The 23263-nt window shown below is 65.8% G+C and carries 25 protein-coding genes; 19 read left to right on the forward strand and 6 right to left on the reverse strand.

Going from position 1 to position 23263, the window contains the following annotated elements; all coding sequences use genetic code 11:
* The first annotated feature begins 76 nt into the window (after positions 1–76).
* From A6A05_RS19820 to A6A05_RS01275, 6 genes are all read left to right on the forward strand, one after another.
* Positions 77–1117 (forward strand): AAA family ATPase, encoded by a 1041-nt coding sequence (locus A6A05_RS19820; protein ID WP_172822155.1) that lies wholly within the window; start codon positions 77–79, stop codon positions 1115–1117.
* A complete protein-coding gene (locus A6A05_RS01255; protein WP_068496674.1) occupies positions 1117–1746 on the forward strand; it encodes a DUF3226 domain-containing protein in 630 nt (209 codons plus the stop codon). The genes A6A05_RS19820 and A6A05_RS01255 overlap by 1 nt, the downstream gene beginning before the upstream one ends.
* Positions 1747–1896: 150 nt before the next feature.
* On the forward strand, positions 1897–2268 hold the full coding sequence (sdhC, locus tag A6A05_RS01260; protein WP_068496676.1) for a succinate dehydrogenase, cytochrome b556 subunit: 372 nt from the start codon (positions 1897–1899) through the stop codon (positions 2266–2268).
* Between the two features lie 13 nt (positions 2269–2281).
* Complete coding sequence (gene sdhD, locus A6A05_RS01265) at positions 2282–2662, forward strand: succinate dehydrogenase, hydrophobic membrane anchor protein (RefSeq protein ID WP_068496784.1); 381 nt, start codon at positions 2282–2284, stop codon at positions 2660–2662.
* 6 nt (positions 2663–2668) lie between these two features.
* Complete coding sequence (gene sdhA, locus A6A05_RS01270; RefSeq protein WP_068496678.1) at positions 2669–4453, forward strand: succinate dehydrogenase flavoprotein subunit; 1785 nt, start codon at positions 2669–2671, stop codon at positions 4451–4453.
* Positions 4454–4477: 24 nt separating this feature from the next.
* A complete protein-coding gene (locus A6A05_RS01275; protein ID WP_068496679.1) occupies positions 4478–5260 on the forward strand; it encodes a succinate dehydrogenase iron-sulfur subunit in 783 nt (260 codons plus the stop codon).
* 78 nt (positions 5261–5338) lie between these two features.
* Here A6A05_RS01275 and A6A05_RS01280 read toward each other — a convergent pair whose 3' ends face one another.
* The gene (locus A6A05_RS01280) at positions 5339–5950 is read right to left on the reverse strand and encodes a hypothetical protein (protein ID WP_068496682.1); all 612 of its coding nucleotides are present in this window, start codon (positions 5948–5950) and stop codon (positions 5339–5341) included.
* Positions 5951–6099: 149 nt separating this feature from the next.
* On the opposite strand from A6A05_RS01280, the gene A6A05_RS01285 reads away from it, so the two are divergent.
* Positions 6100–7032, forward strand: a complete 933-nt coding sequence (locus A6A05_RS01285; protein WP_068496684.1) for an exopolyphosphatase — start codon at positions 6100–6102, stop codon at positions 7030–7032.
* A 294-nt stretch (positions 7033–7326) separates the two neighbouring features.
* The gene (gene zapE / locus A6A05_RS01290; protein WP_068496687.1) at positions 7327–8487 is read left to right on the forward strand and encodes a cell division protein ZapE; all 1161 of its coding nucleotides are present in this window, start codon (positions 7327–7329) and stop codon (positions 8485–8487) included.
* A 262-nt stretch (positions 8488–8749) separates the two neighbouring features.
* Here the strand turns inward: zapE and A6A05_RS01295 are convergent, their stop codons facing one another.
* A complete protein-coding gene (locus A6A05_RS01295) occupies positions 8750–9019 on the reverse strand; it encodes a BolA family protein (protein WP_068496689.1) in 270 nt (89 codons plus the stop codon).
* A gap of 56 nt (positions 9020–9075) precedes the next feature.
* A complete protein-coding gene (locus A6A05_RS01300) occupies positions 9076–10758 on the reverse strand; it encodes a methyl-accepting chemotaxis protein (RefSeq protein ID WP_068496691.1) in 1683 nt (560 codons plus the stop codon).
* A 187-nt stretch (positions 10759–10945) separates the two neighbouring features.
* Here A6A05_RS01300 and A6A05_RS01305 point away from each other — a divergent pair, with 187 nt between their 5' ends.
* Genes A6A05_RS01305 through cobT form a run of 3 tightly spaced genes read left to right on the forward strand, consistent with a single transcriptional unit; the run spans position 10946 to position 14468 of the window.
* Positions 10946–11518: a J domain-containing protein gene (locus A6A05_RS01305; RefSeq protein WP_068496693.1), complete on the forward strand. Its 573-nt coding sequence runs from the start codon at positions 10946–10948 to the stop codon at positions 11516–11518.
* Between the two features lie 28 nt (positions 11519–11546).
* Complete coding sequence (cobS, locus tag A6A05_RS01310; protein WP_068496695.1) at positions 11547–12548, forward strand: cobaltochelatase subunit CobS; 1002 nt, start codon at positions 11547–11549, stop codon at positions 12546–12548.
* Positions 12549–12560: 12 nt separating this feature from the next.
* Positions 12561–14468: a cobaltochelatase subunit CobT gene (gene cobT / locus A6A05_RS01315; RefSeq protein WP_082910598.1), complete on the forward strand. Its 1908-nt coding sequence runs from the start codon at positions 12561–12563 to the stop codon at positions 14466–14468.
* Between the two features lie 138 nt (positions 14469–14606).
* Here cobT and A6A05_RS01320 read toward each other — a convergent pair whose 3' ends face one another.
* Positions 14607–15425, reverse strand: a complete 819-nt coding sequence (locus A6A05_RS01320; protein WP_068496697.1) for a radical SAM protein — start codon at positions 15423–15425, stop codon at positions 14607–14609.
* An 80-nt stretch (positions 15426–15505) separates the two neighbouring features.
* Between A6A05_RS01320 and A6A05_RS01325 the strand changes: the two genes are divergently transcribed.
* Positions 15506–16957 (forward strand): TrkH family potassium uptake protein, encoded by a 1452-nt coding sequence (locus A6A05_RS01325; protein WP_068496698.1) that lies wholly within the window; start codon positions 15506–15508, stop codon positions 16955–16957.
* 6 nt (positions 16958–16963) lie between these two features.
* Positions 16964–18415, forward strand: a complete 1452-nt coding sequence (locus A6A05_RS01330; RefSeq protein ID WP_245644123.1) for a TrkH family potassium uptake protein — start codon at positions 16964–16966, stop codon at positions 18413–18415.
* A 64-nt stretch (positions 18416–18479) separates the two neighbouring features.
* On the opposite strand, the gene ddpX is transcribed toward A6A05_RS01330, so the two are convergent.
* Positions 18480–19052 carry a D-alanyl-D-alanine dipeptidase gene (gene ddpX, locus A6A05_RS01335; RefSeq protein WP_068496700.1) on the reverse strand — a complete coding sequence of 191 codons (573 nt, stop codon included), beginning with the start codon at positions 19050–19052 and terminating at the stop codon, positions 18480–18482.
* A 67-nt stretch (positions 19053–19119) separates the two neighbouring features.
* Between ddpX and tsaB the strand changes: the two genes are divergently transcribed.
* Complete coding sequence (tsaB, locus tag A6A05_RS01340; RefSeq protein ID WP_068496702.1) at positions 19120–19788, forward strand: tRNA (adenosine(37)-N6)-threonylcarbamoyltransferase complex dimerization subunit type 1 TsaB; 669 nt, start codon at positions 19120–19122, stop codon at positions 19786–19788.
* Positions 19785–20255: a GNAT family N-acetyltransferase gene (locus tag A6A05_RS01345; RefSeq protein ID WP_068496704.1), complete on the forward strand. Its 471-nt coding sequence runs from the start codon at positions 19785–19787 to the stop codon at positions 20253–20255. Before tsaB ends, A6A05_RS01345 begins: the two co-directional genes overlap by 4 nt.
* Before the next feature lie 13 nt (positions 20256–20268).
* Here A6A05_RS01345 and A6A05_RS01350 read toward each other — a convergent pair whose 3' ends face one another.
* Positions 20269–20517: a sulfurtransferase TusA family protein gene (locus tag A6A05_RS01350; RefSeq protein WP_068496706.1), complete on the reverse strand. Its 249-nt coding sequence runs from the start codon at positions 20515–20517 to the stop codon at positions 20269–20271.
* 98 nt (positions 20518–20615) lie between these two features.
* Between A6A05_RS01350 and A6A05_RS01355 the strand changes: the two genes are divergently transcribed.
* From A6A05_RS01355 to A6A05_RS01370, 4 genes are all read left to right on the forward strand, one after another.
* Positions 20616–21038 carry a Ros/MucR family transcriptional regulator gene (locus tag A6A05_RS01355; protein ID WP_068496709.1) on the forward strand — a complete coding sequence of 141 codons (423 nt, stop codon included), beginning with the start codon at positions 20616–20618 and terminating at the stop codon, positions 21036–21038.
* Between the two features lie 160 nt (positions 21039–21198).
* Positions 21199–21624 (forward strand): Fur family transcriptional regulator, encoded by a 426-nt coding sequence (locus A6A05_RS01360; protein WP_068496711.1) that lies wholly within the window; start codon positions 21199–21201, stop codon positions 21622–21624.
* Positions 21621–22421: a GNAT family N-acetyltransferase gene (locus tag A6A05_RS01365; RefSeq protein WP_068496714.1), complete on the forward strand. Its 801-nt coding sequence runs from the start codon at positions 21621–21623 to the stop codon at positions 22419–22421. Before A6A05_RS01360 ends, A6A05_RS01365 begins: the two co-directional genes overlap by 4 nt.
* 10 nt (positions 22422–22431) lie before the next feature.
* Positions 22432–23220, forward strand: a complete 789-nt coding sequence (locus A6A05_RS01370; protein ID WP_068496716.1) for a lysophospholipid acyltransferase family protein — start codon at positions 22432–22434, stop codon at positions 23218–23220.
* The last annotated feature ends 43 nt before the right edge of the window (positions 23221–23263 follow it).

Genomic DNA, 23263 nt, shown 5'->3' on the forward strand with positions numbered 1-23263 from the left:
ACTTTTTGCCCGTCGGTTTGACGGGCGGGCGCCTTGGCGCCATACTCGCGGGCATCCTCAATCCCGGACGCCCGCCATGCTGACCGGCCTGCATATCCAGAACTTCCGCCAGTTCCGCGACTTCAAGGTCGAAGGACTGAAGCGCTTCAACCTGATCGTCGGCGATAACGGCGTCGGCAAGTCGGCGCTGCTGGAAGCGGTGTGGCTGTTGGTGAATGAGCAGACCCCGGATATTATCCTCGATATTCTTGCTCTCCGGAATGAGATCTGGGCGATTGGAATTGACGCTAATGGACAAGGTGGTTTGGCCCGCTCACCATTTTCTACTCTAACAACCTGGCCGCCACCTGATCACGCGAGCGAACTTTGCTTTACCATTGGCTATGTCAAAGATGAGTCCACGGCTATTTTGATAAACCTCGGGGAGATGCCGGAGCCCCTCACCGTTACCCTCGACGTCCGAAACTTTCGCTCAGGCTCCGTCCGGATGCGCGTCAAACGAGGAGGCGCGACGGCTCACACATTGGATGTTGCTAGTCAGCAGCAGCCCCAGAGACAAGCCCAGCTAAAGCGCGAAGATAATATCCTGATCCCGGCCTCTGGACTGACCCAAGACACCATCCAATCCTTCTGGGACCGCATCACCCTGACCGAGGCCGAGGATGACATCGATCAGGCGCTGCAATTGCTGGACCCGACCATCCAACGCGTCAGCCTGACCTCGACCGGCCCGGTGGTGAAGCTGAAGGGCGCGCCCGCACCCGTGCCGTTGCGGCGTCTGGGCGAGGGCATGGGGCGACTGTTCGCGTTGGCATTGGGCATGGTCAACGCCAAGGGCGGAGTGATGCTGATAGACGAGATCGAGACCGGCCTGCACCGAGACACCCAGGCCCGCATGTGGCCGTTCCTGTTCACCCTGGCGCGGCGGTTGAACGTGCAATTGTTCGCCACCACCCATTCCTGGGATTGCATCGCCACCTTCGCCGAGGCCGCCAAGGAGACCCCTGACGAGGTGGCGCTGGTGCGCCTGGAACGGTTCGAAGACGACATCCGGGCAGTTCGTTATGACGAAGGTGAACTGCTGGTGGCCTCGGCTCAAGGCATCGAGGTGCGGTAATGGCGATCCGCCCGTCTCGTAAAATGGATCAGGTGCTGTTGGTCGAAGGCGATGACGATTTTCACGTTTTGGCAGCGCTGTGCCGGCATCAAGGCATTCCCGAATCCTTCGAAATCATCAAGAAGGGTGGATACGAGGCGTTACGCGACGGACTGAGTAATGAAATCAAATCGCCTGGCCGCCGAACCTTGGGCATCGTCATCGACGCCGACCAGGACATAGCCGCCCGCTGGCAGTCATTGGCCGGCGCCAGCGCCAAGGCGGGCGTCACCCTGCCCGCCACTCCCGATCCCGCCGGCACCATCGTCGAAACACCCGGCAGCCCGCGCGTCGGCGTGTGGCTGATGCCCGATAACCGCACCACCGGAATGCTCGAGGATTTCGTCGCTTTCCTAGTCCCGGAGGGCGATGCGCTTTTTTCTCGCGCCACCGACACGATCACCGCCATTCCGGCTGACCTGCGCCGGTTTTCCGAAATCCATGCCACCAAGGCCACCATCCACACCTGGCTGGCCTGGCAGGACGAGCCAGGGCGCCCGATGGGGCAGGCGGTGACCAAGCGCATTCTTGATCCGGATTGCTCCCAGGCCGCCGCCTTCGCCCTCTGGCTTCGGCGGCTATTCGGCTAGCCCCACCCACCCGGGCAGGGCACGGGTAGCCTGCCCTGCCAGAAAGTGTGGCTTCGGGTGGTTGACTCTGGCTGCGCCAAGGTCTAAACACTTGCCGCATTGCCGCAAACCGGGTTCCACCCGCACCAGGACTTTCGGGGGCATTTCGCCATGACCACGCGCAACCGGCCGCTGTCGCCGCATCTGCAGATCTACCGCCTGCCCTTGCTGGCGCTGATGTCCATCACCCATCGCATCACCGGCGTCGGCCTGGTGATCGGCCTGCTCGGACTGGCTTGGTGGCTGTGTGCCGCAGCAAGCGGCCCGGAAAGCTTCGCCGCCGCTCAAGGCATCATCGGCGGCTTCTTCGGCAAGCTGTTCCTGTTCGGCTTCACCGTCGCCCTGTTCTTCCATCTCTGCCACGGCGTCCGGCACCTGATCTGGGACACCGGCAAGGGCTTCGAGCTGGACAAGGCCTATCTGTCGGCCCGGATCGCGCTGGGCGCCACCGCCATCCTGACCGTGCTGGCCTGGATCATCTAAGGGAGGAATGACCATGACCTTGCGTTCCCCCATCGGCCGCGCCCGCGGCCTTGGTTCCGCCAAGAACGGTCTGGCCCATCATTGGGGCATCATCGTCACCTCGGTCGGCCTGATCCCGCTGTCCTTGTGGTTCGTCGTCTCGGTCAAGGGCCTGGCCGGCATGGACTATGCCGCCTTCAAGGCGTGGATGGGCCAGGGCTCGCACGCCTCGCTGATGATCGTCACGCTGCTGCTGACCGTCTATCACGCGGTGCTGGGCCTCACCATGGTCATCGAGGACTATGTCGCCTGCGAAGCCAAGAAAGTCGTCGGCCTGATCGCCACCAAGCTGATCGGGGCCATTCTCGCCGTCGGGATGACGGTGTCGATCCTCAAAGTCGCCGTCGGAGGCTAGACCCACATGGCTGCCTACAAGATCATCGACCATACCTACGACGTGGTTGTCGTCGGCGCCGGCGGCGCCGGCCTGCGCGCCACCATGGGCATGGGTATGGCGGGCTTCAAGACCGCCTGCATCACCAAGGTTTTCCCCACCCGCTCGCACACCGTCGCCGCCCAGGGCGGTATCGGCGCCAGCCTTGGCAACATGGCCGAGGATAACTGGAAGTGGCACATGTACGACACCGTCAAGGGGTCGGACTGGCTGGGCGACCAAGACGCCATCGAGTATATGTGCCGCGAGGCGGTGCCCGCCGTGCACGAGCTCGAGCATTTCGGCGTGCCCTTCTCGCGCACGCCCGAGGGCAAGATCTATCAGCGTCCGTTCGGCGGCCACATGTCGAATTACGGCGAGAAGCCGGTGCAGCGCGCCTGCGCCGCCGCCGACCGGACCGGCCACGCCATCCTGCACACGCTGTATTCGCAGTCCTTGAAGCATTCGTGCGAATTCTTCGTCGAATATTTCGCCCTGGACCTGATCATGGATGCCGACGGCTCGTGCCGCGGCGTGGTGGCCTGGAACCTGGACGACGGCAGCCTGCACCGGTTCCGCGCCCACAAGGTGGTGCTGGCCTCGGGCGGCTATGGCCGCGCCTTCTTCTCGTGCACCTCGGCGCACACCTGCACCGGCGACGGCCACGGCATGGTCGCCCGCGCCGGCCTGCCGCTGCAGGACATGGAATTCGTGCAGTTCCACCCGACCGGCATCTACGGTTCGGGCTGCCTGATCACCGAGGGTGCCCGCGGTGAAGGCGGTATCCTCTACAACTCGGCCGGCGAGCGCTTCATGGAGCGTTACGCCCCCACCGCCAAGGACCTGGCCAGCCGCGACGTCGTCAGCCGCGCCATGACCATGGAAATCCGCGAAGGAAGGGGCGTGGGCAAGGACAAGGACCACATCTTCCTGCACCTCGACCACCTGCCGCCCGAGACCCTGGAGCTGCGGCTGCCCGGCATTTCCGAGACCGCGAAGATCTTCGCCGGCGTCGACGTCACCAAGCAGCCGATCCCGGTGCTGCCGACCGTCCACTACAACATGGGCGGCATCCCCACCAACGTCCATGGCGAGGTCCTGCGTCCGACCGCCGCCGACCCCGACGCCACCGTGCCCGGCCTGATGGCCATCGGCGAGGCGGCTTGCGTGTCGGTGCACGGCGCCAACCGTCTGGGCACCAACTCGCTGCTGGACATCGTGGTGTTCGGCCGCGCCGCCGCGCTGCGTGCCGCCGAGACCCTGAAGCCGGGCGAAGCCCACAAGCCGCTGCCCAAGGATGGCGGCGACCTGGCGGTGTCGCGCTTCGATCGTCTGCGCAACGCCAACGGCTCGATGCATACCAGCGAGATCCGCAACGCCATGCAGCGCACCATGCAGATGGACGCCGCGGTGTTCCGCACCTCGAAGTCGCTGGCCGAAGGCTGCGCCAAGATGGATCAGGTCGCCTCGACCCTGCCGCAGATCAAGATCAACGACCGTTCCACCGTGTGGAACTCGGATCTGGTCGAGGCCCTGGAGCTCGAGAACCTGATGGATTGCGCGCTGGCGACCATCGTGTCGGCCGAAGCCCGCCACGAATCGCGCGGCGCCCACGCCCACGAGGATTATCCCGAGCGTGACGACGTCAACTGGCAGAAGCACTCGCTGGCATTGGTCAAGGACGGCAAGGTGAGCCTGGATTATCGTCCGGTCCACACCTACACCCTGACCGACGAAGTCGAGTACATCAAGCCGCAGAAGCGCGTGTACTAAGGCACGGGGGAAGGAGAGAAAACCATGGTCGAATTCGCCCTGCCCGCCAATTCCCGCGTTCAGCCCGGCAAGAGCCACAAGGCCCCGGCCGGCGCCAAGAACGTCAAGGTGTTCAAGATCTATCGCTATGATCCCGACTCGGGTGCCAACCCGCGGCTGGATTCCTACGAGATCGATCTGGATGCCTGCGGACCGATGGTCCTGGACGCCCTGCTGAAGATCAAGAACGAGATCGACTCGAGCCTGACCTTCCGCCGCTCGTGCCGTGAAGGCATCTGCGGTTCGTGCGCCATGAACATCGACGGCACCAACACGCTGGCCTGCCTGAAGCCCATCGAGGACATCAAGGGCGAGGCGGCGATCTATCCGCTGCCGCACATGCCGGTGGTCAAGGATCTGATCCCCGACCTGACCCTGCCTTATGCCCAGTTGGCCTCGGTCAAGCCGTGGATGCAGACCCAGTCGCCGACGCCGCCCGATGGCGAGCGCCTGCAATCGCCGGAAGAGCGCGAAAAGCTCGACGGCCTGTGGGAATGCATCCTGTGCTTCTGCTGCCAGACCAGCTGCCCCAGCTATTGGTGGAACGGCGATCGTTATCTCGGCCCGGCCGTGCTGCTGCAAGCCGCCCGCTGGATCCACGACAGCCGCGACGAGATGACCGGCGAGCGCCTGGACGCGTTGGAAGACTCGTTCAAGCTTTATCGCTGCCACACCATCATGAACTGCACCAAGACCTGCCCCAAGGGCCTGAACCCGGCCAAGGCCATCGGGTCGATCAAGCAAAAGCTGCTGGAACGCAGCGTCTAACCGGTTCTTTCCGGTTATTGCCTTCACGCGGACGGGGTGACCCGTCCGCGTTTTTCTTTTGGGCCGGACAGACGGCGATCATTCCTCGAAATGTTCGCCCCAGCCCTTGGGGGTCAGGGTGAAGCCGTTGGTCGGATAGGCGCCCTGGACCGGTGCCGGTGCGACGTTCATGGGCGCCGCCGACCAATCCGGCTTGCCGGCAATGTCGGCCGGGCTGAGCGGCCGGGAGGATGGTACCATCATGGGGGCGGGCGCCACGGCCTGGGGGGCGGCCCCCTGGGGTGCGACGACATCGGGCGACGGCGCCGTCTTGGCGGCCTTGTCCGCTTGCGCCTTCTTCCAGGCCATGAAGGCCTTCTTGTTGGCCGGGTTGATCGGGACGCCGTCCTTGCCGGCATACCCGGGAACGAAACACTGGAAGGTCGCGATATGGGGAGCCGACATCCGGCATTGCCATTTCAGCGACTTATAAAGGGTCGCCTGCCAGCCCAACCGTCCGCATTCCTCGTCGGCCAGCCCCTGAACCTCGCTCCACGGCGTGTCGGTGGCGTAGCAGATCTCGACCATGCCGAACTTGGCGACCTTGTCTTCGCCCTTGTCGATGCTGACACCGATCTCGCGATCGACGAAGACGGACTGGGCACAGCCGCCCAGCAGCAGGACCAGCGACAGCAAGCTACGGCGAATCATGACCAACCCTCGACAAACCGGCGACGCGATCCCACCTGTTTAACCCAGCGACCTGCAATCCGGAAGCGGCATCAAGTGAAGGCCCGTTGTCGGAACTCAATTCCACATATAAGATTGCCGTCCTTGGTTCGGGTGGGTAGGAGGCCAGTATGTCCGAGAACAAGAAATTTCGCCTGGTGACTCGCAGCGATTTCGACGGCCTGGTGTGCGCCGTGCTGCTGAAGCAGTTGGATATCATCGACGACATCAAGTTCGTGCATCCCAAGGACATGCAGGACGGCGTGATCGACATCGGCCCCAACGACATCACCACCAACGTGCCCTATGTCGAGGGCGTTCACATCGCCTTCGACCACCACCTGTCGGAAACCATCCGCGTCGGCAAGAAGGACAACCACATCATCCATCCCGACGCGCCGTCGGCGGCCCGCGTGGTCTATGACTATTACGGCGGCGCGGTGCGCTTCCCGGCCGCCTGGGACAAGATGATGGAAGAGGTCGACAAGGCCGACAGCGCCCAGTACTCGCTGGACGACATCATCTCGCCGACCGGCTGGACCGTGCTGAACTACATCATGGACGCCCGCACCGGCCTGGGTCGCTTCCGCGAGTTCCGCATCTCGAATTACCAGTTGATGATGAATCTCATCGACTATTGCCGCAACCACACCATCGACGACATCCTGGCCCTGCCCGACGTCAAGGAGCGCACCGACCTGTTCTTCGAGCACGAGGAAAAGGCCAAGGACCAGATCAAGCGCTGCTCGACCGTCTATGGCAACGTGGTGGTCCTCAACCTCAAGGACGAGGAAACCATCTGGGCCTGCAACCGCTTCATGATCTATGCGCTCTATCCGCAGTGCAACATCTCGATCCACGTGATGTGGGGCCTGAAGCAGCAGAACACCGTGTTCGCCATCGGCCATTCCATCGTCAACCGCACCTCGAAGACCAGTGTCGGCGCCCTGTGCCTGACCTATGGCGGCGGCGGTCACGAAAAGGCCGGCACCTGCCAGGTCGAGAATGCCACTTGGCAGGATTCGCTGAAGGAAGTCGTCGGCAAGCTGAACGCCGACGGCTGATTGCCGTAAGACGCATCAAGCCCCGAGCGGCAAGATCGCCGCTCGGGGCTTTTTTTGCCTGTGGCGCGCCCGATCCCGGGCGGCTCAATCGCCGCTCGGGCTTTCTGGCACGGCGCCAAATTCTGACACACAACAAAGCCCGGCGGCGTCTGAGCCGGCCCGGCACGGGCGCGCTTCGCGCATAACACCCCGGCACGGGCGCGCTTCGCGCATAACACCCCGGCACGGGCTACGCCTCGCGCATAAACCACAGATGCTTTTCCCGCGCCCCTGTTTCGTTTATGTTGCGCCGCCATGAGCAAAGGCCCCCTGTTCGTCTACCGCGAGCGGCTGAACGCCGGTGAACTGCGCCCTGATCCGGCGCAGGAACTGGCGATCGAGAAGCTGCAAAGCCTGCACAACGCCCTGGCCCGCTATCGCCCGTCCCAGGGTGAAAGCGGCTGGCTGGCGCGGTTCGGCCTGGGCGGCAAGACCACCAAGGCGATGCTGGACTGGACGCCGGGCGACGCGGTCGGCACCACGCCCCGCCACGGCCTTTACATCTTCGGCGAGGTCGGCCGCGGCAAGTCGATGATGATGGACCTGTTCTTCGAGGCCGCCGACATCGCCGCCAAGAAGCGGGTCCACTTCCACGAATTCATGCGCGACATCCACGCCGAGATCCATCGCTGGCGCCAGGCGGCGCACCGCAAGGAAAGCGACCCGATCCCCAAGCTGGCCCGCACCATCGCCTCGGAAGCCTGGCTGTTGTGCCTGGACGAGTTGCAGGTCACCGACATCGCCGACGCCATGATCGTCGGCCGGCTGTTCCAGTGCCTGATGGATGATGGCGTGGTGGTGGTGATCACCTCGAACCGGGCACCCAAGGACCTTTACAAGGACGGCCTGCAGCGCGAACGCTTCCTGCCCTTCATCGGCCTGATCGAGCAGCAGCTGGATCTTCTAGAGCTCAATTCGGAACGCGACTACCGGCTGGGCCGCAAGCGCGGCCTGCAGGTTTATCACAGCCCGCTGAACGAAGAAGCCGACATGGCGCTGGAACTGGCCTTTTCCCGCCTGACCGAGGGCGCCACTCCGATGCCGCACAGCATCGACGTCAACGGCCGCCAGGTCCGCGTGCCGCTGGCCGCCGTCGGCGTCGCCCGTTTCTCGTTCGGGCAATTGTGCGCCACCGCGCTGGGGCCGTCGGACTATCTGGAACTGGCGGCGCGCTATCACACCCTGGTCCTGTCCGACATCCCGCTGCTGGGTCCCGAGAACAAGGACCAGGCCCGGCGCTTCGTCACCCTGGTTGACGCCCTGTACGAGAAGAAGGTCACCCTGATCTGCTCGGCCGAGGCCCCGCCCGAGACGCTGTACCCCACCGGCATCGGCGCCTTCGAGTTCCAGCGCACGGTGTCGCGCCTGATGGAGATGCAGGCGGAAGATTACGTGCTGAAGCAGCATTTGATTTAGGCGCGAAGCGCGCCCGTGCCGGGCCGGCTCAGACGCCGCCGGGCTTTGTATTATGCCGGTACTTGGCGCTGTGCCAAAAAGCCCGAGCGGCAATTGAGCCGCCCGGGATCGGGCGCGCCACAGGCATAACCCGCGAAGCGCGCCCGTGCCGGGCCGGCTCAGACGCCGCCGGGCTTTGTATTATGCCGGTACTTGGCGCTGTGCCAAAAAGCCCGAGCGGCAATTGAGCCGCCCGGGATCGGGCGCGCCACAGGCATAACCCCTAAACCTCGCCCGGCGCCTTGGTCACCAGGGCCAGGGCGTGGACCGGACCGGTCAGTTCGTCGGCCAGCAGGGAATTGACCAGACGGTGGCGCTCGATTCGGCTCTTGCCGGCGAAGGCGGCCGAAACAACCTGGACGTTGAAATGGGTTTCCCCACCCGGCTTGTGGCCGGCATGGCCGACATGGCGGTTCGATTCATCGACCACCACCAGGATTTCCGGGGAAAGACCCTCGGTCAGCTTACGTTCGATGCTGGCCTTGACCGTCATGTTGACTCCTTGCGCGACAGACAATTGACCCCAATTGGGGGCCAAACCGGCCACCGTCAAGACCGGACCGACATCAGGAACGAATTGACCTCGGCACGCAAGCGCTCGCTTTGCTCACCCAGGGCGTGGGCGGCGGCCAGCAACCCTTCGGCGGCGGCGGCGGTCTGGTCCGAGGCGCCGCGCACCGCGCCGACGCTTTGCGATACCTGATCGGTCCCGGCCGAGGCCAACTGGATGTTGCGGCTGATTTCGCGGGTGGCGGCGGTCTGTTCCTCGACGGCGGCGGCGATCGCCGCCGAAATCTGGCTGATGTCGCCGATGGTGCCGCCCATGGCGCGGATGGTGACCACGGTCTGCTTGGTCTCGCCCTGGATGGCCGATACCTGCTGGCCGATCTCGTCGGTCGCCTTGGATGTCTGGGTGGCCAGGGTCTTGACCTCGTTGGCGACGACGGCGAAGCCCTTGCCGGCGTCGCCGGCCCGGGCGGCCTCGATGGTGGCGTTCAAGGCCAGAAGATTGGTCTGCTGGGCGATGGTGTTGATCAATTGCACCACCTCGCCGATCCGTTCGGCGGCGTGGGCCAGCTTGCCGACCATCTCGTTGGTCCGTTCCGCCTCGTTCACCGCCGCCTGGCTGATGTCGGCCGAGCGCGCCACCTGTGAGCCGATCTCGTCGATCGAGGCGGTCAGTTCCTCGCTGGCCGAAGCCACCGTCTGGACGTTGACCGAGGCCTCCTCGGCGGCCTGGGCGACGCTGGCGGCGCTGGCCGAGCCGTCGGCGGCGGCCGCGCGCATCTCCTCGGCCAGCCGGCGCAATCCCTGGGCGGCTTCGACCACGCCGGCGACGATGTCGCCGACCTTGGCCTCGAACCCATCGGCGATCTTGCGCAATTCCGCCTGACGTTCGACCTGGGCACGTTCTTCGGCGGCATGCCGCTCGGCCTCCATCTGGGTCTTCTGAACGGCATGGTCGCGAAACACCGCCAACGCCTTGACCATCGCCCCGATTTCGTCGCCGCGGTCGCCGTCGGCCACCTCGACGGCAAGGTCGCCGTTGGCCAGCCGATGCATGCGCCCGATCACCGAGGCCAACGGCACCGTGATCTGGCGGATCACCAGAATGGCGATGGCCACGGTGACGGCGATCACCAGCGCGGCAATCCCCGCCAGCCGGGTCATCAGGGCCCGGACCCGCACCGCGACGTCGTCCATATAGATGCCGGTCCCGACCATGATTCCCCATTCGGCCGACTTGCCGGCATAGGACAGTTTGGGCTGGGGCTGATCGGCACCGGGCCGGGGCCACAGATAATTGACGAAGCCGCCGCCGGCATTGGCGGCATCGACCAGTTCCTTGATCGGGCGCCGGCCGCTGGGGTCCTTCATCTCGAGCAGACTCTTGCCGATGATCTCGGCCTTGGGATGGACCAAGGTGGTGCCGTCGCCATCGAACACGAACACGTATTCGGTGCCGTCATAGCGCATGGCCCCGATGGCGGCGAAGGCGCGGGCACGGGCCTCGTCCATGCTGACCCGGCCGGCCTGGGCGTCCTTGTGGAAGGTCGCCAGAATTCCCAAGGCGGTGGTGGTGATGCTTTTGACCTTGGCCTCGCGTTCCTCGATCACCGTCTTTTCGATCAGATCGTGGCTGACCCAGCCCAGGGCCAGGAACGCGACCGTCGAAACGACAATGGGAAGCCAGATCTTGATGGCGATGGGAATGTTGCGAGCTGAGAGCATGAACCCCTCCCGCTGGATGCGGGCCTGTCTGGCCCGTTCGGCATAGAGAAGGAAAGTCTAGCACAAACCGCCAGCCGGGATAATTCTTACGTATTGGCCGTGCGCCGATTCGGCCCGGTTTCGGGCACGTCCGCCGCTCCGTCTGCCCCGCCTTGAAACCATTCGCGCCAACCCTCATTATGGGCGGATGCGCTCAACCAGCACCAAACGCTCCTGGCGGCAAATCCACGACCGGCCCGAGGAGCGGCCCCAGACCAAGGCCTGCGATCACCCCGGATGCGCCCATGTCGGCGAGTACCGGGCGCCGAAGGGGCGCGACCAGTTGGACCAGTATTACTGGTTCTGCCTGGACCATGTGCGGGCCTACAACGCTTCGTGGGATTTCTACAAGGGCATGAGCCCCGACGAGATCGAGGACGAAATCCGCCGCTCGACCACCTGGCAGCGTCCGACCTGGCCGCTGGGGACCAAGACCGGCAATCGCCGCTTCAATTTCGGCATCCACGACCCGCTGGGCGTGTTCGACGATGTCGCCGAGGATTTGGAAAAGGCCCGCACCCGCCCGCCGACACCCGAAGAACTGGCCCTGGCCGAGCTGGAACTGACCGGCCCGGTCACCATCGCCGAGATCAAGGCCGCCTATAAGGTCCTGGTCAAACGCCACCATCCCGACGCCAACAATGGCGACAAGGAATCCGAAGAACGCTTCAAACGCATCAGCCAGGCCTATAAGCTGCTGATGACCGCACTTTCCGCCTGACGCCCCGACCGACAAGGGTAATCCCGATATGACCGCTTCTTCCGCCAGCCCGCTCGCCTCGGACCATCCGCTGGCCGTTCCCGACACCAAGGTCAACGTGCGCGACGCCTTCGGGCTCGACGTCGACCTGGACGTGCCGGCCTTCTCGGTCGGCTCCGAGCATGTGCCCGACCCCGACCCCGCCTATCGCTTCGACCGCGACACCACGCTGGCCATCGTGGCCGGCTTCGCCTTCAACCGCCGCGTCATGGTCCAGGGCTATCACGGCACCGGCAAATCGACCCACATCGAACAGGTGGCGTCGCGGCTGAACTGGCCGTGCATCCGCGTCAACCTGGACAGCCATGTCAGCCGCATCGACCTGATCGGCAAGGACGCCATCGTCTTGAAGGACGGCCAGCAGATCACCGAATTCCGCGAGGGTATCCTGCCGTGGGCGCTGCAGCACCCCTGCGCGCTGGTGTTCGACGAATACGACGCCGGCCGCCCCGACGTGATGTTCGTCATCCAGCGCGTCCTGGAAGTCGAGGGCAAGCTGACGCTGTTGGACCAGAACCGGGTGATCCGGCCGCATCCGGCCTTCCGGCTGTTCGCCACCACCAACACCGTCGGCCTGGGCGACACCACCGGCCTTTATCACGGCACCCAGCAGATCAACCAGGGCCAGATGGACCGCTGGAACATCGTCGCCACCTTGAACTATCTGGAACACGACGCCGAGGTGGCCATCGTCGCCGCCAAGCTGCCGGTTTACCAGACCCCCGAGGGAATGGAGACCGTCAACCGCATGGTGTCGCTGGCCGACCTGACCCGCCAGGGCTTCATGAACGGCGACATCTCGACGGTGATGAGCCCGCGCACGGTGATCACCTGGGCCGAGAACGCCAAGATTTTCGGCGACCTCGCCTTTGCCTTCCGCCTGACCTTCCTCAACAAATGCGACGAGGTCGAGCGGCCGGTGGTGGCCGAATATTTCCAGCGCGCCTTCAATATCGAACTGCCGCAATCGCCCGCCCGGGTGGTGATGTAAGGACCAAACCCGGTGGCGCCAGACCGCACCCATCCCAACAGCGGTCACGACCGCGAGGAAAGCCCGGTCGAGCTGATGAAGCGCTGCACCGCCGGCGTGCTGCGCGCCGTCGCCGGCCGCGCCGACCTGGAAGTGTCCTATGCCGCCGCCGGCTCGTCGGTGCGGGGCGTCGAGGTGCGGCTGCCGGCGCCGCCGCGTACCATGGCGCCGGCCGATCTGGTGCGGCTGCGCGGCACCGCCGACGCCGTGGCGCTTCGCTTTCGCTATCACGACGAGGCCTTGCACGCCGCCCGTATGCCGCCCGGGTCCGAGGCCCGCAAGGTCTATGACGCCGTCGAGCAGGCCCGCATCGAGGCGCTGGGCGCCCGGCGCATGGCCGGCGTCGCCGCCAACATCGAAGGGGTGCTGGAACAGCGCGCGCGCTCGGAAGGGCTGGACCGGGTGACCCGGCGCGAAGAGGTGCCGCTGGCCGATGCCATGCGCCTGATCGCGCGCCAGCATTTCCTGGGTGCCCCGCCTCCGCCCTCGGCGGCGAAGGCCGTCGAGCTGTGGCGGAGCTATGTCGAGGACAAGGTCGGCGCCAGCCTGGACCATTTGAAGGCACTGATCGATTCCGAGGCCGATTTCGCCGGCGGCCTGAAAAGCCTCCTGACCCAGCTGGAATTGTTCGCCGACAACGAGCTGGAAGACGAGCGCCAGGAAAGCGAGGACGACACCCAGGAAGCCCGCGAGGGCCAGTCCGCCGGCCAGTCCGACCAGGACAAGGAGTCCGAGGGCCAGGGCTCGCAAGCGGAAGGCCAGCCGCAGGCCGCCCCCGGCGCCGCCGAGGGCGACGGCCAGCAAGACGGGCTGGAAAGCGGTGAAGAGCTGACCATGGCCGGCGCCGGCACCGAAGAGCCGGGCGGCCCCAGCCGGCGCAATTCGATGTTCGCCGATGGCGGCCGCGATCCGGCCAACCGGCCCTATCGCCCCTTCACCACCAAGTTCGACCAGGTGGTCGCCGCCGAGGATCTGTGCGAGCCCGAGGAACTGACCCGCCTGCGCGCCCAGCTCGACAACCAGTTGGCCCATCTGCAGGGCGTGGTCTCGAAGCTGGCCAACCGGCTGCAGCGCAAATTGATGGCCCAGCAGACCCGGTCGTGGGATTTCGACCTGGAAGAAGGCATCCTGGACACCGGCCGCCTGGCCCGCATCGTCGCCAACCCCACCCATTCGCTGTCCTTCAAGTTCGAGAAGGAAACCGAGTTCCGCGACACCGTGGTCACCTTGCTGATCGACAATTCCGGCTCGATGCGCGGCCGCCCGATCACCGTGGCGGCGATGAGCGCCGAGATTCTGGCCCGCACCCTGGAACGCTGCGGCGTCAAGGTCGAGGTGCTGGGCTTCACCACCCGGGCGTGGAAGGGCGGCCAGGCCCGCGAGATGTGGCAGGCCGAGGGCAAGCCGGTCCATCCCGGCCGCCTGAACGATCTGCGCCACATCGTCTACAAGGCGGCCGACGCGCCGTGGCGGCGCGCCCGGCGCAACATGGGCCTGATGCTGCGCGAAGGCATCTTGAAGGAGAACATCGACGGCGAGGCGCTGCTGTGGGCGCACGATCGCCTGCTGGGCCGACCCGAGCAGCGGCGGATCCTGATGGTGATCTCGGACGGCGCCCCGGTCGATGATTCGACCCTTTCGGTCAATCCCGGCAATTTCCTGGAAAAGCACCTGCGCGAGGTGATCGAGTTCATCGAGACCCGCTCGGGCGTCGAACTGATCGCCATCGGCATCGGCCACGACGTCACCCGCTATTACCGCCGCGCCGTCACCATCATGGATGCCGAGGAACTGGGCGGCGCCGTCATGCGCCAGTTGACGGCGCTGTTCGACGAGGGCGAGCCGAGCAAAGCCCGCCTTGGCGGGCGCCTGGGCCGTTGAGGCCCCGCGAGCTTATGCGAGCGAAAGCCAAGCCGCCAGCGGCGGCGCCCGGCGACTGAGGGCACGAACAAATCTAAAGCCCGCCTTGGCGGGCGCGGCTGGACATCGGCGCCGCGCGTCCCTATAAACTTGACTGAATTACGGTATGACCGCCTCGGGTCCGCCAGCCTTCCGGTTGGCGGGCTTTTTTTCGCCCCACTCCGTCAATCCCAAGTCCCGCACGATCGCCCGGGCCTCGGCCACTTCGTGGGCGTTGGCCGGCCGCCTGAGTTTGGCGTGCTGCCCGGCCCGGTGGGCGGGTTCGTAATCATCCAGAAGCTGGACCGGAACCCCGGCCGGCAGCCAGCCCAGGGCGTCCCGGGTGGCGGCCAGGCCGTCGGGCAACACCCGGTGGCGGACCAGCACGCCATGGTCGGGATCGGACGGCGCCATCGGCCCGACCTGATCCAGCATCGCCGCCACCGCCGCCCGCGAGGCCGCGACATAACCGTTGATCCCGGCCAATTGGCGGGCGGTGCGGTCACAGCCGAACTTGATTTCCGGGCGGAAACTGGCGATGCGCCCGGCCAGCGCCGCCAAGGCCTCGGGCCCGTCGAAGGCGGTCGAGACCCAGGCCAGCCTGGTGGTCAGGCCGGGCGACAGGTCCAGCGCCTCGGCCAATTGCTCGGCGACATGGGCGGGATGGACCAGGTCCAGCCGCCAGATCCCCGCCGCCTGCTGATCGGCCAGGATGGCGGCCAGTTGGGCCGCATCGACCGCGCGCCCCACCCCGTCTCGGTTGGCCACCGGCGTCGGGCAGAACAGGCAGGCCAGCGAGCAGCCGGCGAACACCAGCCGGCCCGGCCCCAACTCGGCGATGCGGACCAGCCGGCCGACCCGGCAGCCGGGCTTGGTGGTTTCCCGGGTGCGATCGGCGCCGCAGCGGCGGGCGCAGGTGGTGCAGCGGGTGAAGCTCATGGCCGCACCATAGCACGAATCGCTTTACAGCATCGCCCGCCCCGGCCAATAGTCAGGGCGCGTCAGGGGGAAAAGCGCACGTGATCGACGTTCGGCCGGTCATCTATGTCAATGGCATCCTGCTGCTGGTTCTGGCCGGGGCAATGGGCCTGCCTGCCCTGATCGATTGGGTCGGCGGCGACAATGATTGGCGGGGTTTCGCCATTTCCGCCGCCCTGACCATGCTGGTGGGAGCGGCGATGATGCTGGCCACCTATAGCAGCGAGCGGCCCAAATTCACCACCCGCCAGGCCTTCTTGCTGACCACCACCGCCTGGTTCGGCATGGCCCTGTTCGGGGCGCTGCCCTTCACCTTCTCCAGCCTGAAGATGAGCTATACCGACGGCTTCTTCGAGGTGGTGTCGGGCCTGACCACCACCGGGGCGACGGTGATCGTCGGGCTGGACCAGGCCCCCAAGGGCATCTTGCTGTGGCGCGCTTTGGTCAACTGGCTGGGCGGCGTCGGCATCATCGTCATGGCCGTCGCCGTGCTGCCGTTCCTGGGCATCGGCGGCATGCAGCTGTTCAAGATGGAAAGTTCGGACAAGTCCGACAAGGTCCGCGCCCGCACCTCGCAGGTGGCCGGCGGCATCGTCCAGGTCTATGCCGTGCTGACCCTGATCTGCACCGGGCTGCTGTGGCTGGCCGGCATGAACTTCTTCGATTCGGTCTGCCACGCCATGTCGGCCCTGGCCACCGGCGGCTTTTCCACCTCGGACGCCTCGCTGGCCACCTGGGACATCCCGGCGGTCCACTGGATCCTGACCCTGTTCATGGCCCTGGGCGGCGCCACCTTGGCCCTGTTCGTGGCGCCGTGGCAGCGGCCGGGCTGGAACCCGCTGAAAGACAGCCAGACCCAGTGGTACATGACCTTCCTGGCCTTCTTCTCGGCCCTGTTGACCCTGTGGCAATGGGGAATCAACGACATGGAGCCGGGTGACGCCCTGCGTCACGCCACCTTCAACGTGGTGTCGATCACCACCACCACCGGCTTCGTCTCGACCGATTACAGCCTGTGGGGCGGCTTTCCCCAGGTGGTGTTCTTCTTCCTGTGCTTCATCGGCGGCTGCACCGGCTCGACATCCGGGGCGGTCAAGGTGTTCCGCTGGGAAGTGCTGTTCGGCATGGCCGGCATCCATCTGCGCCGCCTGCTGCATCCGCACGGAGTGTTCGTCATCAATTTCAATCGCCGCCTGATTTCCGAGGCGGTGGTCGATTCGGTGCTGGGTTTCGTGGTGATGTATTTCCTGACCTACGCCGTCTTCACCTTCCTGCTGGCGGTGGCCGGCCTGGACTTCGTCACCGCCCTGACCGGCTCGGCGGCGGCGCTGGGCAATATCGGCCCCGGCCTGGGCGATGTGATCGGCCCGGCCGGCACCTACAAGCCGCTGCCCGATATCGCCAAGTGGCTGCTGTCCATCGAGATGATCATGGGCCGCCTGGAGCTGTTCACCGTCATCGCCTTGTTCTCGCGTTCGTTCTGGCGAGGCTAGCGGCCGATGATCGTCGATCCCCGCCCCGTCCTGACCCTGGTTGGCAAGATCCTGTGCGGTCTGGCCGCCACCATGCTGATCCCCGCCGCCTTCGACTGGAAGGCCGGCCATGCCGAATGGCAGGCCTTCACCACCGCCGCCTTCGTCACATTGCTGTGTGGCCTGGCCCTGGCGCTGGGCATGCGGACGCCACGCCGGAGCTTGTCGATCCGCCAGGCCTATCTGACCGCCGCGGCCTGCTGGCTGGTGCCGACCTTCTTCGCCGCCCTGCCCTTCCTGTGGGGCGAGGCGCAATTGCCGGTGGTCGATGGCTGGTTCGAGGCGGTCAGCGGCATTACCGGCACCGCCTCGACGGTGCTGGTCGGCCTGGATCGCCTGCCGCCCGGCCTGCTGCTGTGGCGCGGGCTGCTGCAATGGATGGGCGGCATCGGCATGATCGTCATGGCGGTGGCGGTGCTGCCGGGCTTGAATGTCGGCGGCATGCAGATGTTCCGTATCGAGGTGCTGTCCGGCCAGGACCGCGCCACCCCGCGCGCCGCCCGGATCGGCAGCACCATCGTCGGCGTCTATGTGCTTCTGACCGTGACCTTGTACCTGGCCCTGTGGGCCGCCGGCATGGGCCGGTTCGAGGCGCTGGTCCACGCCATGACCACCCTGTCGACCGGCGGCTTTTCCACCCGCGACGCCCAATTGGCCCATTTCGATCGCGCCTCGATCGACCTGATCGTCGCCATCGGCATGGTGGTGGGCGGCCTGCCGTTCCTGATGTTCTCGACCCTGGCCCAGGGCGACTGGCGCCGGGCGATGCGCAACCAGCAGGTCCACTGGTATCTGGGGCTACTGCTGCTGGGCGGGCTGGCGGTGACCCTGTGGCTGGTCAACAGTCGCGGCTATGGAATCGGCTCGGCCATACGCTACGGCTTCTTCACCGTCGCCTCGGTGATGACCGGCACCGGGCTGACCACCATCGATTTCAGCGACTGGGCCGGCATGCCGGTGGCCATCTTGTTCCTGCTGACCTTCGTCGGCGGCTGTTCGGGCTCGACGGCGGCCGGCATCAAGGTGTTCCGCTTCCAGTTCCTGTTCGCCAACGCGCTGATGCAGGTGCGCCAGTTGCTGCGGCCCCACGCCGTGCTGGTGCCCACCTTCAACAAGAAGCCCATCGCCAAGGACGTGCTGGGCTCGGTGATGGGTTTCCTGTTCGTCTATGCCCTGTCGTTCGCCGTGCTGGCCATGCTGCTGGCCCTGCTGGGGCTGGATTTCGTCACTGCGCTGTCGGCCTCGGCCTCGGCCATATCCAATCTGGGCCTGGGCCTGGGCGAGGTGATCGGCCCCGGCGGCACCTATGCGCCGCTGGACGATCTGGCCAAGCTGTTGCTGGCCGGCGGCATGCTGCTGGGCCGCCTGGAAATGTTCATCCTGCTGGTCCTGGTGGTCCCGGCCTTCTGGGAGGATTAGTTTTGCGCGAAGCGCGGCCCGTGCCGGCCCCCCTCAGACGCCGGGCGGGCTTGGCGCGAGGCGCCTAAACCCCCATCATACGGTCCGGCCCCAGCACCGAATCCGACAGCACCGGATAGCGGCCGCGCGGGCTGAACAGCTGATAATGCCACCATTCATTCCGGTAAAAATCCCAGCCGGCACTGGTCATGATGCCCAACAGCAGATGGCGGTTGCGCTGGGCGTCCGGCCCGATGTCCTGATTGCCGTGATGCGACAGGGCCGAGAATTCGTCGAAGCCGGTGCCCATGTCCAGCTCGGCGCCGCTGGCATCGTCCACCAGGGTCAGATCGACCGCCGCCCCCATGGAATGGGGCGAGCCCCGGCGCGGATCGGCCAGGAAACCCGGCAGCGGCGTGTGGTTCCACAGCACCCATTGCGCTTCCGACGGCCGGAAGGCATCCAGCACCTTGACCCGCAGGCCCAGCGGCCGGGCCAGTTGGCAGACGCGGGCCAACAGCGGGGCGGCGTCGGCATGCAGGAAGCAGCCGGCATCGGCCAGATAGACCGGGCGACGGGTGAAATTGTCGGGCGTCGCATAGGCCAGGGCGATGTCCAGCCCCAGCGCTTCGGCATCGACGCGCACCAGCGGCAGCATGGGTTTTCCTTTCAACTGACGGCGCGGACGGGCAGTATAGCCGCCCCGTTCACTGCCCGCGACGCCCATGCTGGTCCTTGCCTTCGATTCCGCGACGTCCGCCTGCTCCGCCGCCCTGTGGGCCGACGGCGCCGTGCTGGCCCGGCGTTTCTCCGCCATGGCCCGCGGCCAGTCGGAAGCGCTGGTGCCGATGATCGCCGAGGTGCTGGCCGAGGCCGGCAAGACCATGGCGGACATCGACCTGGTGGCGGTGACGGTGGGGCCGGGCGCCTTCACCGGCATCCGCATCGGCCTGGCTACCGCCCGCGCCCTGGCCCTGGCCGCGGCCAAGCCGGTAGCCGGCATCACCACCCCCGAGGCGGTGGCCGCCGCCGTTCCCACCCCCTTGCGTGACGGACGCACCATCCTGGTGGTGCTGGATTCCCGGCGCGAGGAATTGTGGATCCAGCCCTTCGCCCCCGACCTGACGGCCTTGGAATCCCCCAGCGCGGCCAATCCGGCCCAGATCGCCGCACGTTTCGCTGGCGTGCCTTTGGTGCTGGCCGGCGATGGCGCTGACCTGGTGCGCGACCTGCTGCCGGGGGCGATCGTCGCCGAAGGCGCCGGCGCCCCCGACGCCGCCATCGTCGCTGTATTGGCCGCCGGCCATTGGGCCGCCGGCACCCATTTGGCCGCCGAGCCGCTCTATCTGCGTCCCCCCGACGTCACCATGCCCGCCGGTTGCCTGCCGGCATGAATATCGAGCTGATCCCCGCCGCCCTGGTCCATGCCGAATTGCTGGCCGGCATGCACGCCATCTGCTTCGCCGAGCCGTGGTCGGCCGGCTCGATGGCCGAGATTTTGGCGATGCCCGGTGCGAGCGGCCTGATCGCCGTCGAGGGCGGATCATTGTTGCCGTCCACCGAGCCCCCAGGCCCGGCCGGCTATGTCTTGTGGCGGGTGACGGCGGACGAGGCCGAGATATTGTCGATCGCCGTGCTGCCGCCGTGGCGCCAGGCCGGCCTGGGCTCGCGCCTGGTGCGCGTAGCCATCGACGATTCCCGCGCCCGCCAAGCCGAGAAGATGTTCCTGGAAGTGGCCGCCAACAACCAATCGGGTCTGGCCCTTTACGACCGGATGGGGTTCCAGCGGGTCGGCATCCGCAAGAAATATTACGGTGATCTTGACGCGGTGGTGATGCGCCGTGATCTGGATGCGCCCTAGGTATTAATACGCATCATTTCTTGCGAATGATCAATTGATGGACACCTTCCGGGCCTTCGCCGTCTTCGGCGACCATCGCGACGATTTCGTGTCCCAGTTCCGCGACCGATCGTGGAACATTGCCCAAAGGCTCTTTTCCCCTCAGCCTGACTTCGACCAATTCGCCCGACACCATCCGTTCGACCAGCAACTTGGTCCGGACGAAGGTCATGGGGCAGACCTCGCCAGTGATGTCAAGATAGTAGTTGATCTTCTCAGTCATGCGAGAACCGCCATTTATATTTCAGCAATGGTTATTGCGTGGACAGGGCAAAACAACTATATACCTCGACAATCTAGTTCCAGGAGGCGTCTTCTCTCATGTCAGAACGTTCCCCCTCCAGCGATTTGCTGGGTCTGACCACCGAAATCGTTGCCGCTCACGTCGCCAACAACACCGTGGCGGTGTCCGATTTGCCGCAGTTGATTCACGAAGTTTACCGCACGCTGGCCTCGGTGGGTAGCGCGCCGTCGGTGCCCGAACGCCCGCAGCCGGCGGTGGCGGTGAAGAAGTCGGTGAACCCCGACTTCATCATCTGCCTGGAAGACGGCAAGAAGCTGAAGATGCTGAAGCGTCACCTGAAGACCGCCTACAACATGACGCCCGAGGATTACCGCGAGCGTTGGGGCCTGCCGGCCGACTATCCGATGGTGGCGCCGAACTATGCCGCGCACCGCTCGACCCTGGCCAAGAAGATCGGCCTGGGCACCAAGCCGCGCAAGCGCCCGGCTCGTCGCGCCTAGTGTCCTGCCCGCGAAGTATTCGCGGACAAGCAGGCCTCCCGGTGGCGGCCTGAGGTGACAAAACGATGTCGGCGCCGCGGGCGGTTTCGCTCGCGGCGCCTTTCGTCTATCATGCGCCCCGGGACCGTCTTACGCCCGGAACCGCCCATGAAGGACCGCCATGATTTCGCGAATTGAACAGCGCTGCATCGACAAGGGCATGAAGATGACCGACCAGCGTCGGATCATCGCCCGCGTTCTGTCGGAATCGGCCGACCATCCCGATGTCGAGGAGGTTTATCGCCGCTCGACCGAGATCGACCCGCACATCTCGATTGCCACCGTCTACCGCACCGTCCGCCTGTTCGAAGAGGCCGCGATCCTGGAGCGCCACGATTTCGGCGACGGCCGCGCCCGTTACGAGGAAGCGGCCAACGAGCATCACGACCACCTGATCGATATGCAATCGGGCAAGGTGATCGAGTTCACCAGCCCCGAGATCGAGGCCTTGCAGCGCGAGATCGCGCGGCGCCACGGCTACAAGCTGGTCGGCCACCGTCTCGAACTTTACGGCGTGGTCACCCCGGCCGACAAAGAACCGTCATGACCGAGACCGACGCCGAATCCTCGCGCCTGGAAGTCCGCCTGGCCGCCAACCAGGAAGAGATCGCCGCCGCCCAGGCGCTGCGCTACCGCATCTTCTATGACGAGATGGGGGCCAAGCCGACCGCCGAGATGGCGGCCAGGGGCTCGGATTTCGACGATTTCGACGACATCTGCGACCATCTGCTGGTGCTGGACCCGGCCCGCGGGTCGGGCGGGCGCGCGGTGGTCGGCACCTACCGGCTGATCCGCCGCGAGGTGGGCGAGGCCAATGGCCGCTTCTATACCGCCGGCGAGTACGACATTTCCAAGATCCTGGCCAAGGGCGGCAAGTTCATGGAGCTGGGCCGCTCGTGCGTCGATATCGATTACCGCACCGGCACCACCATGCAGGTCATGTGGGCCGGCATCGCCAATTATGTCTGGGACCGTGGGATCGAGTTGATGTTCGGCTGCGCCTCGCTGCCCGGCACCGACCCCAGCCAATTGGCCACCCAGCTGTCTTATCTGCACCATTTCCACCTGGCCCCCGACGACATCCGCCCGCGCGCCCTGCCCGAGCTTTATGTCGACATGAACCTGGTCGACAAGGACAGTCTGAACCCGCGCCGGGCGCTGGCCTCGCTGCCGCCGCTGGTCAAGGGCTATCTGCGCCTGGGCGGCTTCGTCGGCGACGGCGCGGTGATCGACCACCAATTCAACACCACCGACGTCTGCGTCATGGTCAAGACAGAGCTGGTCACTGCCAAATACGCCAAGCATTACGATCGTACCGCCCGCGACGTCATGGCGCCTTCGTGATCGGACAACGATGACCAGTACCTTCCTGTCGGTCTGCCGCCTGCTGGCCTTCGTCGCCTGGACGCTGCTGCTGCTGCCGCCCTATCTGGTGCTGCTGGCGGTGGGCTGGCGCGGCTATATCCGCTATGTCCGCGCCTATTTCCGCATGGTCAACCGCCTGGTCGGCTTCGACATCGTGGTGCGCGGCCGCATCGAGACGACCCGGCCGGCGCTGTTCATCGCCAACCATGCCAGCTATCTCGACATCATCGTGCTGGGCTCGCTGATCGACGCCAATTTCGTCGCCAAAAGCGAAGTGGCCAACTGGCCGGGCTTCGGCTTCCTGTCGCGCATCGCCCAGACGGTGTTCGTCGACCGCAAGCGCGGCGGCACCGCGCGCGAGCGCGACCTGCTGCAATCCTGCCTGAATGCCGGCCGCTCGCTGATCTTGTTCCCCGAGGGCACCTCGAACGACGGCAACCGGGTGCTGCCGTTCAAAAGCTCGCTGTTCGCGGTGGCCGAGGACGCGGCGCGCACCGGCCAGATCCTGCCGGTGCAGCCGGTGTCGGTGGCCTATACCCGCCTGGACGGGCTGCCGCTGACCCGGGCGATGCGGCAATTCTATGCCTGGTACGGCGACATGACCCTGGCCGGCCACCTGCCGGCCGCCCTGGGCCTGGGCCGGGTGACCATCGAGGTGACCTTCCACCCGGTGGTGACCATCGCCGATTTCCCCGACCGCAAGGCCCTGGCCAACCATTGCCACGATGTCATCTCGCACGGGCTGGTCACCGCACTGGCCGGACGCGTCGAGGCGTGACCATGGACCAGTGGATTCTTGACTCGATGGCCGGCGATGCTGT

The organism is Magnetospirillum moscoviense (assembly GCF_001650635.1).
GTDB lineage: Bacteria > Pseudomonadota > Alphaproteobacteria > Rhodospirillales > Magnetospirillaceae > Magnetospirillum > Magnetospirillum moscoviense.